Raw genomic sequence first — 15,216 nt, forward strand, 5'->3', positions numbered from 1 at the left:
AAAAGAAAATGAAAAAAATACTTATAACTTTTATTGCTACAGGAATCTTAATTTCTTGTGGGCAAACAAAGAAAGAGTCACCAATCGCAAATGTAGAAACAACTAATGAAGAAAGACAAGAATTAGCCCCAATCGATGAGGCTGTTATGGAAAATGCGGTGATTTATGAAGCTAATATCCGTCAATATTCTGAAGAAGGATCTTTTAATGCTTTCACAAAAGACATACCCATCCTTAAAAAATTAGGAGTAAAAGTTCTTTGGTTAATGCCAATATACCCTATTTCAACAACTAAAAGTAAAGGTACACTAGGCAGCTATTATGCAATTTCTGATTACACAAAAGTTAATCCAGAGTTTGGTACTCTTGATGATTTTAGAAGATTAGTAAAAACAGCTCATGATAATGAGATTTACGTCATTTTGGATTGGGTAGCTAATCATACCGGTTGGGATCATGTTTGGTTAAAAGAGCATCCAGAATATTATACAAAAGATAAAGATGGAAATATTACACATACTGTTGATACGGATTGGACTGATGTAGCGGATCTTAATTATGATAATAAAGAAATGCGTGAACAAATGAGGAATGATATGTTGTATTGGTTAAAAGAAGAGAATATAGATGGTTTTCGATGTGATGTCGCAGGGATGGTTCCTGTGGATTTTTGGAATAAGACGGTAGCAGAATTAAAAAAAGTAAAACCAATATTTATGCTAGCAGAAGGTTGGGAACCGGAACTATTAGAAAATGCTTTTGATATGGGGTATGGTTGGGATACCCATCATAAAATGAATGATATTGCAAAAGGAAAAGCAGATGCAAAAGAATGGGATAAAAGAATGACTCAAATAGACTCTATGTATGCTAAAGATGATATTCTAATGAATTTTACATCAAATCATGACGAAAATTCGTGGAACGGTACTGTAAGAGAAAGAATGGGGGATGCTTCAGAGCTTTTTGCAGCATTGTCTTATGTGACTCCTGGGATGCCACTAATTTATTCAGGCCAAGAATATGATATGGAAAAGAGATTGTTGTTCTTTGAAAAGGATACAATTATCAAAAAAGAGGGAGTATTTTTCCCATTATACGAAAAATTAGGACAATTAAAGAACAATAACCCGGCATTGCATGGAGGAAAAAATGCTGCATCCTATACTAGGATAAAAACATCAAACGACAACAATATTCTTGCCTTTCTTAGAGAAAAAAATAATCATAAAGTTGTGTTTATTGCTAATATGACAAATGAGCCACTAAAATTTTCGTTAGATTATAAAGGAAAGTTCAAAGACTATCTTTCTGGAGAGCTCTACGAGAGTATTCCAAAAGATACTCAAAGTCTTGATGGCTGGAAATATCGTATTCTTATTCAAGAATAATAAAATTTTTAACGATAAACTTTTATAAACGGCTTGCAACTGCAAGCCGTTTTTATGTTATATACAATTTTTCAATTCTTGGAAATATCTTAAAAGACGGCGCTACATTATCGTTTTATTCTTAAAATAATCTATGAAAATGTGTTAAAATAATGCTTTTTATGTAGGTAAAGAGCGAATTTATTAACCGAAAACGTTTTAGTTTTTTTTCAAATTAGGTTATTACTACCATTAACGATAGATTTGACTTCGATGATGGAAAAAGTTCAAAATATAGCCGTTTTAACCTCAGGAGGAGACGCCCCAGGAATGAATGCTGCAATACGTGCAGTGGTTCGAGCATGTAGTTTTTATAAAATAAATTGTTTTGGAATTTATAAAGGATATGAAGGCCTAATAGGGAACGAAATAGAAGAACTAAATGCAAGGTCTGTTCGTAACATAATTAATAAAGGAGGTACTTTTCTTAAATCTGCTCGATCCGCAGCGTTTAGAACAGAAGAAGGGAGAAAAAAGGCGCATGACAATCTGATCAAAAATAATATTGATGCACTTGTGGTAATTGGAGGAGACGGTAGTTTTACAGGTGCGCTTAAATTATCAGAAGAGTTTAACTTTCCTGTCGTAGGAATTCCTGGTACAATTGATAATGATATTAATGGTACTGATTATACGATAGGGTACGACACCGCACTAAATACAGTAGTAGAAGCAATAGATAAAATTAGAGACACTGCAAGTTCACACAATAGATTATTTCTAATTGAAGTAATGGGAAGAGATGCTGGTGATATTGCTTTAAATGCAGGTATAGGCGCAGGAGCAGAAGAGATTTTGATTCCAGAAGAAGATATGGGAGTAGATAGGTTAATCGAGTCTCTTAAGAAAAGTAAAAAAACAGGTAAAACTTCTAGTATAATTGTTGTAGCCGAAGGTGATAAATCAGGTAAAAACATTTTTGAATTAGGAGAATATGTTGAAGAGAACTTGGGTGATTATGAAGTAAGAGTTTCTGTATTAGGACATATCCAAAGAGGAGGAGCTCCAAGTTGTTATGATCGAGTATTAGCAAGTAAATTAGGAGTAGGAGCAGTAGAAACCTTGTTAGAAGGTAAAAGTGAAGTGATGATTGGGATTGTACATAAAACAGTAACTATTGTACCCTTAAAAACAGCACTTGATAAACGAGAACATAAACATGACGGATTGATAAAAGTGGCCGACATTACTTCGGTATAATTTTATATAACCATTTAAATTAAAAACAACTAAAATTTTAAATATGAGTACGTTAAAAATTGGAATTAACGGTTTTGGAAGAATCGGAAGAATTGCATTTAGAATTGCTTCTAAACGTGATAATGTAGAGATAGTAGCAATTAATGATTTACTAGATGTAGAACATTTAGCGTATTTATTAGAATATGACTCTGTACACGGAAAATTTGAAGGAACTATTGAAGTTCAAAATGGAAACCTTGTTGTAAACGGAAAAGAAATTCGTGTAACAGCAGAACGTAACCCTGAGGATCTTAAATGGGATGCTGTAGGTGTAGATGTAGTTATGGATTGTACAGGTATCTTTACTACTTTAGGTACTGCAGATGCCCATTTAAAAGCAGGTGCTAAGAAAGTTGTTATTTCTGCACCATCAAAAGATGCTCCTATGTTCGTAATGGGAGTAAATCATAATGATGTCAAGGCTACAGATAATATAGTTTCTAATGCCTCTTGTACAACAAATTGTTTAGCTCCTTTAGCTAAAGTAATAGATGATAATTTTGGAATTGAAGAAGGATTAATGACTACTGTACATGCAGGAACAGCTACACAAGCAGTTGTAGATACTCCTTCTAGAAAAAATTATAGATTAGGACGTAGTGCTTTAAATAACATTATACCTTCAACAACTGGGGCGGCTGTAGCTGTTACAAAAGTAATTCCTTCTTTACAAGGTAAGTTAACAGGTATGGCATTTAGAGTTCCTACTGCAGATGTTTCTGTTGTGGATCTTACTGTAAAAACTAAAAAGTCAATTTCTTATGATGATCTTAAGGCAGTTGTAAAAAATGCTTCTGAAAATGAATTAAAAGGTATCTTAGGATATACAGAAGAAGATGTAGTTTCACAAGATTTTGTAGGAGAATCACAAACTTCTGTTTTTGATGCTAATGCAGGTATTGCTTTAAATGACAATTTCTTTAAACTTATCTCTTGGTATGATAATGAATTTGGATACTCAACTAAGTTAGTTGATCTTTCAACTCATGTGGGTAATCTATAATTAATAAAATATAGCCCCGAGAAATAAATTTTCGGGGTTTTTTCTCTTTGCTAACTACAAACTAGATTTAAATGATTTTAATAGCTGACGGCGGTTCTACTAAGTGTGACTGGATTCTTCTCGATGATTCGGGAGAAATTGTTTTTAAAACCCGAACAGAGGGGTTAAATCCTGCTGTATTTGAAAAATCTCTTCTAGAAGAAAGAATTAGGGATAATCAAGAACTTGCTGATTATCGTGAAAAAATCGATGTAGTTAACTTTTATGGAGCAGGATGTGGAACAAAAAGACCTGCTGCGATGTTGACAAAAATCTTTGAAGAGTATTTTGTTAATTCAGAAGTTGTTGTAAAAGAGGATATGGTTGCAGCTGTTTATGCGGCCACTACAGAACCAGGTATCGTTTGTATTTTAGGTACAGGGTCTAATAGTTGCTATTATGATGGTGATGATATCCATATGACTGTTGATTCTTTAGGATATATTCTTATGGATGAAGCAAGTGGTAATTACTTTGGAAAAAGATTAATTAGAGATTACTACTACAAAAGAATGCCACCAGAGGTAGCCTCAGAGTTTGAAAAAAGATTTGATTTATCTTCTGATAGTATTAAACAAAATCTATACAAAAAAGATAATCCAAATACATATTTAGCTTCTTTTGCTGAATTTATTTTTACAAGTGAACGTAACGGATATTTTTATAAAATTGTTACCGAAGGAATTCAGGAATTTGTAGAAAATCGGGTGTTGTGTTTTGCTGAAGCTCAAAATGTACCTATTCACTTTATAGGTTCAATAGCGCACTTTAGTGAAGATATTATTAGAGCTGCAGTTTGGCCTTATAATCTTACCGTAGGAAATATAGTAAGACGCCCAATAGATGGTATTTTGGATTATTATCGTAACGAGGTGATTAAAAAAAAAACGAATAAAGTCTAGTATATAAATGTTTTTGTAGAAAAAACAGAAAATTAATCTAGATATTGGGGATTGTATAATTTAATGTAATTCGAGTACCTTCTCCTGGAATCGAGTTTAAAAATAATCTACCATTAATATAATTCATGCGTTCTTTCATAAAGAATAACCCCATTCCACCTTCTGCATTGTTTTTTGGTTTGGCAGGAATATCGCTAATGTTAAAACCATTTCCGTTATCACTAATAATAATACTTAGAACAGCATCTGTATGATTAATTTTAATCATGATATAACTAGAATTGGCATATTTTATCGCATTATTTACTGCTTCTTGAGTTACTCTATATAAATTGGTCTCAACTAAAGAATCGAATCGATGATCAAAATCTGATAGATTCTCAAAAACGATATTTTTACTTGTTAGTTTAGAAAGTTCCTTTGCCATTTTCTGAAGAGCAATACTAATACCATAGTCTTTTAATTCAGGTGGAGTGAGATTAAAAGTAGCAATTCTGGTACCTTGTATTAAATCCTGAGATAGTTGTTTTAATCCTTCAATCTTTTGAGATGTTTTCTCAATATTATTTAGGTTGATGGATTCTATATTAAATTTAAGTGCAGTCAACATTTGACCAATACTATCGTGAATTTCTTTGGCTATTCTTTTGCGTTCTTCTTCCTGAGCTTCTACAATTTGACTTGCATTGGATTTTTGTAGTTCTTCTTTCTCTTTATAGTTAGAAGCATTAAGGCGCTCAATCTCGTTTTGAGCTTCCTTGCGTTTCGAAATATCAGAACAAAGGACCAAACGTTCAGAATCTCCGGATTCCTTAAATACAGTGAGTATAGAAATGTCTAGCCATATTCTATTTCCTGTCCGGGTAATAAACTCAAATTCTTCGTTAAATACACCACCTTTGTTTTGAGTTATGAGTTGCAATAATCTATTTTTTTGCACGGCATTCAACCCCATTAGATCTGTTAAGTTTTTTCTTTCATAATTTTCTTCAACCAATAGTTTAGAAAAACGTTCCCCTAAACTTTTAATACTTCCTGATGCATCAACTCTGGCATACAATAACGTTTGATCTATGGCTTTTGTGAGTGATGAAAGTTCTTGAATGTTTTCTTCTTGAATTTTTCTTAACTCATCCGTTTTAAAAGCCATTTCTTCGGCTTTACGTTGTGATAATAATAGATTTGAGATCGTCTTTTTAATACTAATAGCTACAGGTCTAAAAAGAAGAACAAATTCGATAAATAAAATTAAAAGTATTAGTCCAAATAGGAGGTATTCAATTTTCTTTAAATAGGAAACTTTTTGTTGTGCCTCTAACTCATAACGAAACACTATTTTATCCATTTGTTTAAGAAATAGAGGTTCGTTTAAAACAATTTCATCTAGATAAGGTTTAAGTATTTTTTGATCTATAGTATCATCTTTATATAGATCAATAATTTCGACACTATTATTTAATATTTTTTGAAAATAAGGTTGTAGTACTGAGAACATTTTGTGTATTTCGGTACTATCTTTTTGTTTGTTTTGTAGGGTTTCATTATGCCGAGAGAGTACTTCATGAGATTCGCGCCAAAGGAAAATGGTAGACTCTAAATCTTTAATCGCATTATTTCTGGTTTTTTGTTTTTCAATATTATCAAGTAGTAGAATGTCTTTTAGTAGTTTTTGACTAAGCATTCGTTGTCGTCCAGAAATATTAATTATTCTGGAATCATCTATTTGACTATTTAGATATTGTTGAATAAAAAATTGACCTCCAATAGTAAACAAAGCAATAGCCCCCAAAGCAATACTATAAATTTTGCTTAGACGTCCAAAGGTTTGATGATCTAAAGATTCTTTTTTATTCAATGTTTAAGATGCTAAAGCTTGCTGAATCAAATCTAATGCTTTTTTAGAATATGATCCTTTTAATGCAGCTTGCTGTCCTTTTTCTGACATTTTACGCCAAGTTTTTTGTAAAATATCAATTACCTTTTCATTTTTATGCTTAGAAAGAAAATCTTCGTAATAGTATGTAAGAAAAACTAGACAGATAATATCTTCGAGGGCTTGTGTTTCCTCATCTTTTTTTAGTTTCTTTTTCTGAAGTAAAAAAGAGACTCTTTCTATAGTCTCTATATCATAATCCAAACTATCTAATATTTCGGAAGCCTTTGCGGCATGAAATTTTTTCAAATCTTCACGCCATTTTAAATATCCCACTCGGTCCATTGGGTAGCTTGATCTAGGTATTTCCCATCTACAAATATGTTGAGAACGAGCTGCCAGCCTCAAAGCTTCAGAAGCATCTTGATTAAAAGATTCTAAGGTTTGGGTCATCCTTTGTCCGTAAATTAATTCTTTTGGAATAGTATCCCCATTAACGGTCTCTAAATTGGGATCTAAGGAGTTAGCTTTATCAAATAATCGATATGCTTCGAGTAATTTTTTGGTTGGCATAAAAGTTTTGAATTGGTATCCAAACAAAGTTAATTCTTTTTAAGAATAGAATCAAATGATTTTATCTATTCGGCAAAACCTACGTAAACATTGTCTCCCTCTAATTTTACTGGATATGTTGCGATAGGAGCAAGGTCTCCGTTTAGATTTTTACCATTTTCAAGAGAAAAAGTTTTTTTATGCATTGGGCAAGCTATTTTTGGAGTGCCTTGATGATCTCCTGTCATACCGCGACTTAAAACCATTTCCATTTTGTGCGGACATACATTCTGACATGCATACCACATATTCTTTCTTTCAAAATTAAATACTGCTATTTGCTTTTCTTTATATTTTATGCATGCTCCCCCGTTTTTTGGGAAATCACTTATTTTGGCAGCTTTAAACCATACGGTTACTTCTTCGGTTGTTGTTGTTTTATATATCTCCAAAATTTCTTCCATAACTAAAACATTCTTGATTGGTTTCGCAGAGGCGAAAACACATTAATACTTTATCAAAATTTTACTATTATTTCCAGTGTTCGGGCATTTTTTGGTCCCTTAGAGGTACAAAAACCAAATTATCATCATCTTCGTCACTATTTACAAAATGACTAAAGCGTTTCATGGTTTCTGGATCTTCTATGGCTTGTTTCCATTCACATTCAAACTTGTTCACAAGCGTATTCATTTCTGTATCTAAATCTGCAGCAATACCTAATTTATCATTAATAACGACTTCTTTAAGATGTTCTATTCCACCTTCTAAACGATCTAACCAAGCAGCAGTTCTTTGCAGTGGTTTAGCGGTACGCATATAAAACATTAAAAATCGATCAATGTATTTGATTACAGTTTCATTATCAATCTGCTCTGCAAGTAATTCTGCATGACGAGGAGTAGCTCCTCCGTTACCACCTACATACAAGTTCCAACCACCTTCTACAGCGATAACTCCAAAATCTTTACCTCTTGCTTCAGCACATTCACGAATACATCCTGAAACGCCTCCTTTGATTTTATGTGGTGACCGCATTCCACGATAACGATTCTCTAATTCAATAGCAAAACTTACACTTTCATCCATACCATATCGGCACCAAGTAGAACCTACACAACTTTTTACTGTTCGTAAGGATTTACCATATGCATGGCCACTTTCAAATCCTTTATCAATTAAATCTTTCCAAATTTTTGGTAACTGATTCAATGTCGCTCCAAAGAAATCAATACGTTGTCCACCTGTTATTTTGGTATATAAATCATATTTTTTTCCTATTTCTCCAAGATCGATTAATTGCTGTGGAGTTAATTCTCCTCCTGCAATTCTGGGTACTACAGAGTAAGTTCCATTACGTTGAATATTTGCCAGGAAACGGTCATTAGAATCTTGAATTACATATTCTTTGTTAGCGGTATCCGCATGAATTGTTGCCATTAATGATGCTATTAAAGGTTTACATAGTTCACAACCATGACCTCCGTTTCCTTTCTTATCTAAAATTTCATCAAATGATGTGTATCCTTTTATTTGAATAATGTCATATAATTCTTGTCTGTTATAATCAAAATGTTCACAAACATTATCTTTTACTTCAATTCCCAAAGATTTTAAGGTAGCATCGGTTAAATCTTTTACCATAGGTTTACAACCCCCACAACCTGTTCCCGCTTTAGTACAGCTTACTACATCGGCCAGATCTTTAGCTTCTCCATTCTGAATAGCACCACAAATTTGCCCTTTGGTAACACTCTCACAAGAACAAATTTGAGCTTCATCCGGAAGATCCATTACATCTCCTAAGAGAGAACCATTGTCCCCACCACGACTTCCTAGAATTAGATCTTCTGGATTCTCGGGTAGTTTCATTGCTGTATTATAAATTTGAAACAATGCATTATAATCAGAAGAATCACCGACAAGGATACCTCCTAATAGTTTTTTTCCGTTTTTAGCGACGTTAATTCTTTTGTAAATTCCTGTACGTTTATTTACGTAAGTGATTTCATCGATATCTTCTTTAGCTTCATTTAGCGCATCACCAAAACTAGCTACTTCGGTACCAATTAGTTTTAATTGAGTAGACATGTCAATATATTCTGGCATTGTATTGTCGCCTCCTGTAATTTGGTCTAAGGCTATTTCAGCCATATCATAACCGGGAGCTACAAGACCATAAATCATATTGTTTAGTAAAGCACATTCTCCGATAGCATAGATATTTGAATCAGAGGTTTGCATTTTTTGATTTACTATGATCCCACCTCTAGTTCCTACTTCTAATCCACATTCTCTTGCGACTTCATCTCTTGGCCTAATTCCCGCAGAGACTACGAGCATATCAACTTTTAATTCTGTTTCATCAATGTATTGTAATCCTTCGATAGATTTATCTCCTTGAATGTATTGAGTTTGTTTTGATAAGTGTACCTGTAAGCCTAACTCTTCGATTTTAGATTGAAGCATATCGCTGGCGCCTTTGTCTAATTGCCTTGGCATTAAACGTGGAGCAAATTCGATAACATGGGCATTTAAACCGAGGTTCTTAACAGCATTTGCAGCCTCTAAACCTAACAAACCACCTCCAAGTACTGCGGCTTCTGTTTTTCCTGCTGCTTTTAATTTTTTTGCATAGGCTTCAGTAGCTTCAAGATCTTCAATTGTTCTATATACAAACACTCCTTCTTTTTCCACTCCTGGAATAGGGGGTACAAATGCAGAAGATCCTGTTGCAAAAATTAAGTAATCATACTCATATTTTGTTCCTCGGTGATTGGCGACTGTTTTTTCTATTCTATTAATTTCTGTAATCATTTCTGAAGTATGAAGATCAATGTTGTTTTCTTCATACCAAGTTGCAGATGACATACTTAAATCTTCAGCTGTTTTACCCGCGTAATACTCACTTAAATGAACGCGGTCATAAGCTCTTCTAGGTTCTTCTCCAAAAACTGTAAGCTTATATTCATTGAATCTTTCTGAGGCAACAAATTTTTCACAAAATTTATATCCTACCATTCCATTGCCTATAATGACTACTTTCTTCATGAATTACGTATTTAGAATTCAAAATTAAGTATTAATACGTATAATTTTGATAAGAATTACGTAATTATGGGTGTGTAAAATTGAGAATTTAAAAAAAATAAATAGAGAACCCTGCCGAAATCATGTTAAAGCAGGGTTCTCTATATAAAGTAAAGAAGTTATCTTATTACGGTTTTGGACTCCATTTTAAAAAGTTAGGTTTTACTACTAACATGGCCCATCCCCAATTTTGAGTACTGGCAGGGTCTGTAACTCCTTTTAGTATTTCCATAGAATCTGAAGCAAACATATGAGAGTAGCCAATTTTTAAGGTAGCAAATGCCAAAAGTTTTTGAGTAAAGACAAGATCAACCTCTGTACCTAAATAATCATCGATATTATCACCTAGGCTTTCTGCACCAGAGAAATAGTGCGCTTTAATTAATAAGCTTGATTTTTCTCCAGTTTTAATAACAGTTTTGGCGTAAAAATCATTTAAACCAATATTATTTGCATGGTTACCCACATAGAAATAATCCATGTACCCATTAAACTTGTGATTAGTACCAAAGATTGGGAAGAAAGATTTTATTTCACCATCTGTTCCTCCGTTTTCATCACCACTTAAGGTCTCAAATCCGATTCCGAATAAGGTTTTTCCTGGTTTGTAGGTTAATTCAAGTAGTGCATTATATGCCGATAGATCAATATCTTCTGTAAATTCACCAGTTTGCCCATAGATATTTGCCATTATAGAAAGTCCTTTTGCTGGTTTGGCTACTAAATGAGTACCAAATGTTTGACGATTCACATTTCCGTCAACTGGGACTTGACCTTCGAGATTTTGATAAGAGTTGTTAGCTATCAAAAGACTACCCGAAAACTTTTCCCAATCTTTATGCAACCATGCATATATCATTCCTTTGTAATCAAATACAGCTCTTGCGTTTCCTCCGTTATTAGGATCGAATAAAGTGGTTTGTGTAGATATACCATTCTGATTAAAGGCTAAACCGATATCCAGTTTAAAACCTTCTTTTGTATATTTTAGTAATGCTGCATCATGAAATCGACCTTGCATTGCCCAATCTAAACCACCAAATATCCTTTGATCATCATAAGATAAAGCTTGTCTTCCAAGTTTGGTAGACCAACCTTTTCCTAGTTTAAAATCAATCCACGCTTGTGCAATAGAGAAACTGTTGTTATTGTCTGCAGCAGCAATTTGTGGAGTATCTCCCCATATGCTTACATCTTGAACACTTAAATAAGCAGCGAATTTTTCTTCTTTATAGGCAAATTTTAACCTTGAACGTTGTTGTACAAAGGTTCCGGCATCTACATTATCCGGGATAAGATTTCCAAAACCGTTTAAATATTCTAATCGAGGTCTAATATCTGCATCAATACTTAATTCTTGGGCTTTACCCTTTAAAATAAATACCATGATTACTAGCGTCGTTAAAAATAATTTGTTTTTCATTTCAATAAGTTTAGATTAATGTATAGGTATATATAGGTTTTAAAAATTCGTATGGTTAAACAAAAATACTTGACGATAAAGCGATAAAGTATGACTAGAGTCATATTCTATTTTAGATTTATCAGTATAATTTTGAAAACCAAAACTAAGTAATAATACGTATTTTAATGGTGTTTTTTAGATAATAATACGTAGAATTATTTAACAAGTCTTAAAATTTACTTAGACGTTTTTGAAATATTCATATATTTGGTCTGCAAAGAGGTTTTGAACTTCTAAGTATTTTAAATTACAGCTAATGATAACAATAGTGCTTATAGATGACCATTTTATGGTTAGAGACGGGATAAGAGCAATTCTTGAAGATGAAAAAGAACAATATGGTGTTGTTGGAGAAGCTTCTAATGGAGAAGAGGGAATTAATTTGATTAAATCGTTACAACCTGATATTGCAATTTGCGACATACGAATGCCTGAAATGTCTGGTATTGAAATGGTACAACAATTTAAACTCCTAAATTTAAAGACTAAAACTATCATGTTATCGATGCATGATTCTGATGAATATATACTACAATCCATTAATGCAGGAGCAGACGGATATCTTCTTAAAGGATCGAGTAAAGAGGAGTTTCTAAAAGCTTTAGCAATTATAAGTAGAGGCGAAAAATATTTTAGCGGAGATGTTTCTTCCATATTAATTAGGAAAATTAAAGGAGACGGTTTTCAATCAAATGAATGGGATGAAGAAGATGTGGATTTTAATAAATCTTTTAAGATTAAAAATCAAAACCCTTTTGATCTAACAAAAAGAGAAAATCAGATTCTTCGGTTAGCTATCTCTGGAATGACTAATAAAGATATAGCATTAGAGCTTGATATTAGTAAACGAACCACAGAAGTACATCGATTCAATTTGATGAAAAAGATGGATGTTAAAAATGTCCTTGAGCTAAGCAATAAAGCTAGAGAATATGGAATGATTCCCTAATCTTACAATATTAGCAAGATGTTTTTAGATTTTATGTGCTTTTTGAAATGATTTCGTAGATCCCGGTTATTTTATTAAAACTTTTGGTTAGGCTGTTTGTAGTATAAAAAACATCTTCTAATGAAAAAGCTCCATTTACAAAATCTTTTCTGTTTATTTGAAACTTTTCCCACTGCGACATTACATTGCCCAGTTCTTCTTCTATTTCTGTAGTATTGTAGCTATTAATTAATAAATCTCCAATAACGTTATCAAACTCACTAAAAATTTTAACGATAACACCTTTATATTGAGCTTTCTTGTCGGGAAACATAGATAAAGCAGTATAATATAGACACAATCTTTGAGAAAGCATCCTTTGTTTACCAGAAACATTAATCGTACTCGCTAGGTCTTGATTGGTCTTTTTGAAAAATTGATTATTGTATTTTGAACTCGTTTCTATACTTAATACTAATTCATGGCATTTGCGTAGTAAAGGGGTGTTGAGTTCAAGTACTTTTGCAGAATTCATAAAGTTAGGTGGACTATCAATAGCGGCTTTAAAATCGTTCCAGGACCTCCTGATATCTTTAATAGATAATTTTATAGCAGAGTTAGGAGCATTTTTTTCTAAAATATCTAATTGCTTTTCAAAAATAAACTTACTCGAATTAAGCTCTTTCTTTATTTCTGAATTATCAATTCCTTTAGCAATTAATAGGTATGCTTTCGATATTTTTTGAGATAACATTCGTTGCTTTCCAGATACATTTATAGCCTTATTGTAGCTAATAGATCCATAATTTTGATTTTGCGAATACCCATGGGATGAGTACAACAAAATAATAGTAACAAAGATGGAAGTTATTTTTATTCGCATGTGTAATTATTCTAGGGAGGTTAATATTAGTTTACGTAAATATACTTAATTATTTTTAACTAACAAATGTTCAAATTTGATTAATTGGTTTTAATGGGGTGTTGACCTAATTCTTACGGTTTTCAATTTAAAGAGGTGTGGAAAAAGCTTTGTAAGGTGTTGTATTTAAAGGAATTTTTAACTTTTTAGTTTGTTGATATTTTCCTATCTTTAATTTTTTAACAAATGAATTATTGAAAAATCAATTTGATTTATCAATTTTAGAATTATACATAATAATGCCATGAATACGTATTTTTTTTCTTAAAAACTATTAAAAATAAGTAATAATACTTAGTTTTGAATAGTTCTACTTAGTGAAATTTTCAAAACACAGAATTATGAAAAAAACTTATATTAAAATTGTAGTTATAGTTACTGCCATGATTTTAACATCCTGTGCAGGTAAAAAAAAGAAAGGAATAGCATCAAATGACTCTTCTGTAGAAAAAACTTCAGATCTTCTTATCGAAAAACCTCAACTAACGTTTGGTTTTATTAAGCTTACAGATATGGCACCTTTGGCGATTGCCAAAGAAAAAGGTTTTTTTGAAGATGAGGGGCTTTTTGTTTCAATTGAAGCGCAATCAAATTGGAAAAATGTTTTAGATCGTGTTATTGATGGTCAGCTTGATGGTTCTCATATGTTGGCCGGTCAACCTATAGCTGCAGGTGCTGGCTTTGGTAGACAAGCAGAGTTAGTTACTCCTTTTTCTATGGATTTAAATGGTAATGGTATTACAGTATCTAATGATGTTTGGTCAAAGATGAAACCGAATGTTCCTAAAGGAGAAGATGGAAAACCAATTCATCCTATTTCGGCTGAATCGCTTAAGCCTGTAATAGAATCCTATAAGAACGATGGTAAAGCCTTTAAAATGGGGATGGTATTTCCTGTTTCAACACATAATTATGAAATTAGATATTGGCTTGCTGCGGCGGGAATACATCCAGGGATGTATTCTAAAGAAAATATTCAAGGGCAAATAGATGCAGAGGTATTGTTATCGGTAACACCACCACCACAGATGCCTGCTACTCTTGAAGCGGGTACTATTTATGGATATTGTGTTGGCGAACCATGGAATCAACAAGCCGTTTTTAAAGGCATTGGTGTACCAGTAACTACAAATTACGATATCTGGAAAAACAACCCAGAAAAAGTATTTGTAATGACTAAAAAATTTACAGAAAAATATCCAAATACTGCCGTTGCGGTAACAAAAGCACTGATTAGAGCTGGAAAATGGCTAGACACACCAGGAAATCGTAAAGAAGCTGTGAAAATCTTGTCTATGCCAGGATATGTTGGAGCAGATGAAGTTGTGTTGGCCAATTCAATGACAGGAACTTTTGAGTTTGAAAAAGGTGACAAAAGAGAAATGCCTGATTTTAATGTCTTTTATCGTTATAATGCTACTTATCCTTTCTATTCTGATGGTGTATGGTTCTTAACTCAAATGAGAAGATGGGGACAAATTCCAGAAAGTAAACCTGCAGAATGGTATGATAAAACAATAAAGAATATTTATCGTCCTGATATTTGGACGAAAGCAGCTAATTTATTGGTATCAGAAGGACATTTAGAAGCTACAGAATTACCCAACACAGATGGCTATAAACCTGTGACTACAGATTTTATTGACGGTAAAAAGTATGATGCAAAAGATCCTCTAGGATATATCAATAGTTTCAATATCGGAAACAAAGAAAGTACTAAAGAAGTTTCAAGTATTCAATAATTAATTTTAAAACCCGATCATCAAACAA

At 32.7% G+C, this 15,216-nt stretch carries 12 protein-coding genes; 6 read left to right on the plus strand and 6 right to left on the minus strand.

Features of this window, described 5'->3' with window-relative positions; translation table 11 throughout:
• Nucleotides 1-8 precede the first annotated feature (8 nt).
• From D1816_RS00135 to D1816_RS00150, 4 genes are all read left to right on the plus strand, one after another.
• Nucleotides 9-1,391, plus strand: coding sequence for an alpha-amylase family glycosyl hydrolase (locus tag D1816_RS00135; RefSeq protein WP_118500739.1), 1,383 nt, complete (start codon nt 9-11; stop codon nt 1,389-1,391).
• A 252-nt stretch (nt 1,392-1,643) separates the two neighbouring features.
• The gene (pfkA, locus tag D1816_RS00140) at nt 1,644-2,630 is read left to right on the plus strand and encodes a 6-phosphofructokinase (protein WP_066311351.1); all 987 of its coding nucleotides are present in this window, start codon (nt 1,644-1,646) and stop codon (nt 2,628-2,630) included.
• Between the two features lie 43 nt (nt 2,631-2,673).
• Nucleotides 2,674-3,675: a type I glyceraldehyde-3-phosphate dehydrogenase gene (gene gap / locus D1816_RS00145; RefSeq protein ID WP_066311348.1), complete on the plus strand. Its 1,002-nt coding sequence runs from the start codon at nt 2,674-2,676 to the stop codon at nt 3,673-3,675.
• A 71-nt stretch (nt 3,676-3,746) separates the two neighbouring features.
• Nucleotides 3,747-4,616 (plus strand): BadF/BadG/BcrA/BcrD ATPase family protein, encoded by an 870-nt coding sequence (locus tag D1816_RS00150; protein ID WP_066311345.1) that lies wholly within the window; start codon nt 3,747-3,749, stop codon nt 4,614-4,616.
• A gap of 37 nt (nt 4,617-4,653) precedes the next feature.
• On the opposite strand, the gene D1816_RS00155 is transcribed toward D1816_RS00150, so the two are convergent.
• From D1816_RS00155 to D1816_RS00175, 5 genes are all read right to left on the minus strand, one after another.
• Complete coding sequence (locus D1816_RS00155; RefSeq protein ID WP_118500740.1) at nt 4,654-6,471, minus strand: ATP-binding protein; 1,818 nt, start codon at nt 6,469-6,471, stop codon at nt 4,654-4,656.
• A 3-nt stretch (nt 6,472-6,474) separates the two neighbouring features.
• Nucleotides 6,475-7,062 (minus strand): DUF4202 domain-containing protein, encoded by a 588-nt coding sequence (locus tag D1816_RS00160; protein ID WP_066311341.1) that lies wholly within the window; start codon nt 7,060-7,062, stop codon nt 6,475-6,477.
• 65 nt (nt 7,063-7,127) lie between these two features.
• Nucleotides 7,128-7,505 (minus strand): nitrite reductase small subunit NirD, encoded by a 378-nt coding sequence (gene nirD, locus D1816_RS00165; RefSeq protein ID WP_066311339.1) that lies wholly within the window; start codon nt 7,503-7,505, stop codon nt 7,128-7,130.
• Nucleotides 7,506-7,572: 67 nt separating this feature from the next.
• Nucleotides 7,573-10,092 carry a nitrite reductase large subunit NirB gene (nirB, locus tag D1816_RS00170; protein ID WP_118500741.1) on the minus strand — a complete coding sequence of 840 codons (2,520 nt, stop codon included), beginning with the start codon at nt 10,090-10,092 and terminating at the stop codon, nt 7,573-7,575.
• 166 nt (nt 10,093-10,258) lie between these two features.
• Nucleotides 10,259-11,554 carry an alginate export family protein gene (locus D1816_RS00175; protein WP_118500742.1) on the minus strand — a complete coding sequence of 432 codons (1,296 nt, stop codon included), beginning with the start codon at nt 11,552-11,554 and terminating at the stop codon, nt 10,259-10,261.
• 298 nt (nt 11,555-11,852) lie between these two features.
• On the opposite strand from D1816_RS00175, the gene D1816_RS00180 reads away from it, so the two are divergent.
• Nucleotides 11,853-12,545: a response regulator transcription factor gene (locus D1816_RS00180; protein WP_066311330.1), complete on the plus strand. Its 693-nt coding sequence runs from the start codon at nt 11,853-11,855 to the stop codon at nt 12,543-12,545.
• Between the two features lie 31 nt (nt 12,546-12,576).
• Here D1816_RS00180 and D1816_RS00185 read toward each other — a convergent pair whose 3' ends face one another.
• Nucleotides 12,577-13,407, minus strand: coding sequence for a type IV pili methyl-accepting chemotaxis transducer N-terminal domain-containing protein (locus D1816_RS00185; protein WP_118500743.1), 831 nt, complete (start codon nt 13,405-13,407; stop codon nt 12,577-12,579).
• 380 nt (nt 13,408-13,787) lie between these two features.
• Between D1816_RS00185 and D1816_RS00190 the strand changes: the two genes are divergently transcribed.
• Complete coding sequence (locus D1816_RS00190; protein ID WP_066311318.1) at nt 13,788-15,188, plus strand: CmpA/NrtA family ABC transporter substrate-binding protein; 1,401 nt, start codon at nt 13,788-13,790, stop codon at nt 15,186-15,188.
• The last annotated feature ends 28 nt before the right edge of the window (nt 15,189-15,216 follow it).

Source organism: Aquimarina sp. AD10 (genome assembly GCF_003443715.1).
In the GTDB taxonomy this organism is placed as follows: Bacteria; Bacteroidota; Bacteroidia; order Flavobacteriales; family Flavobacteriaceae; genus Aquimarina; species Aquimarina aggregata.